This is a genomic window from Okeania sp. SIO2C9 (genome assembly GCF_010672455.1).
Lineage (GTDB): Bacteria > Cyanobacteriota > Cyanobacteriia > Cyanobacteriales > Microcoleaceae > Okeania.
The window spans coordinates 1-1,718 of record NZ_JAAHGO010000206.1 but is presented as its reverse complement, the minus strand read 5'-3'; the positions used below and the strand labels follow the sequence as shown (position 1 = coordinate 1,718).

General features: G+C 44.7%; 1 protein-coding gene and 1 pseudogene. Both read right to left on the bottom strand.

Features of this window, described 5'->3' with window-relative positions; all coding sequences use genetic code 11:
• A pseudogene (locus tag F6K23_RS40325) lies at window positions 1-421 on the bottom strand (phosphate ABC transporter permease subunit PstC); the annotation flags it as partial.
• A gap of 283 nt (window positions 422-704) precedes the next feature.
• A partial coding sequence (pstS, locus tag F6K23_RS40320; protein ID WP_293166809.1) for a phosphate ABC transporter substrate-binding protein PstS occupies window positions 705-1,718 on the bottom strand: 1,014 nt, incomplete at its 5' end.

Below are 1,718 nucleotides of genomic sequence, written 5' to 3'. Positions count from 1 at the left end.
GTCTAATTAGAGGGCTGAGGACAAAAATTCCCCATAGACCATATACTACACTGGGAATAGCGGCTAAAAGTTGCACTAAGAAAACAAGTACTGTTCGCACAGACAGTGGCAAAAAATCTTCACTCAAGAAGATAGCTGTTCCCAAACCTAGGGGTACTGCCAACAGCAATGCTAGGGCTGAGCTAACTAGGGTTCCATAGATCATGGGGAAAGCCCCATATTGATCTTTAACAGGATTCCAGCCACTGGCAAACAGAAATCCCAGACCATAGGCTTTGATTGCAGGGAAGGCATTAATCCCCACCTGGAAAGCTATCCAGAGCAGAATTGCTGCTACCCCTAGTGCGAAGATGCAAGTTAGCCAGATAAAGCCTTTATCAATGGTCTTTTCGGCTTGAGAGCGAGACTGTTGAAATACCATTTGAGCAGCGGTTGCTTTTATATGTGTGGGATTTTGCAGTGTGGCAAGTCCCTAGTTTTGTGATCTTGAGAGGATTCTCATCGCTGCTATTAATCAGCCGATGATATTAATCTTAACTGGTAGAGGCTACATCCCTGATTGAATGTGGCATTTTAAGAGTTGCTTCTACACTAAAGACAAGCTAAGAAAGTGGGAGCGAACAACCAGCTTGTCCGTAGGTTATTTGTGCTTCTTACAAGCCGCTACCAAACCTTGGAGTGAGATTTTAAGTTTCTAGTTGAGACTATTTAACTGTAATTTCATAGTCAGGACTGATTTGATCAGCAACAGCAGCAACTTTTTCAATTACATTCTCAGGTAGAGGAATATAACCTAAATCTGGAGCTACTTTCTGGCCTTCAGTTAAACCATATTCAATCGCAGCTTCCACAGCTTTTGCTGTTTCAGGATCATCATAATCCTTGTAGGCAAGCAACCAAGTGTAAGTGACAATCGGATAGGAATCTTCCCCTTCTGGATTAGTAACAAAGGCGCGGAGATTTTCTGGTAGTTTCACTGCTGATAGTGTTTTAGAAGCCGCCTCATCAGTAGGCTCAATGAATTTACCCGCTTTATTTTCCAGAGCAGCCATAGGTAGCTTCTTGCTCTTAGCGTAACCGTACTCTACATAACCAATTGCACCCTCATTCTGAGCAACTTGGGCAGTAACGCCGTCATTTTTACTACCACCAATACCAGTAGGCCATTCCACAGCCTTGCCTTCGCCAACTTTATCCTTCCACTCTTTGCTCATCGCACTGAGATTTTTGGTGAAGACTCCTGTGGTACCACTGCCATCGGAACGGTATACAACTGTAATTGGCAAGTCTGGTAAATTGAGATCAGGGTTATCAGCAGTAATTTTAGGGTCGTTCCATTTCTTGATCTTGTCTAGGAGAATGTCTGCTAAAGCTTCCTGTGAGAGTTTGAGTCCGGATTCGACTCCTGGAATATTGTAAGCAAGCACCACGCTACCTGCTGTCATTGGTATCATGAAAACGCCTCTTTCCACCTTGGCGATTTCCTCATCTGTCATCGCGACATCGCTAGCTCCAAAGTCAACTGTTCCGGCAGTAAACTGTTTAACGCCAGCGCCACTGCCCACAGACTGATAGTCCACCTGTAGGTTAGGCTGTTTCTGTCTAAGATCACTAAACCAACGGGTGTAAATCGGTGCGGGAAAAGAGGCACCAGCGCCCTTTATTGCTACAGACTGACTGAAGGCGACTTGATCGGATGAGTCAGCAGAGTCAGTAGA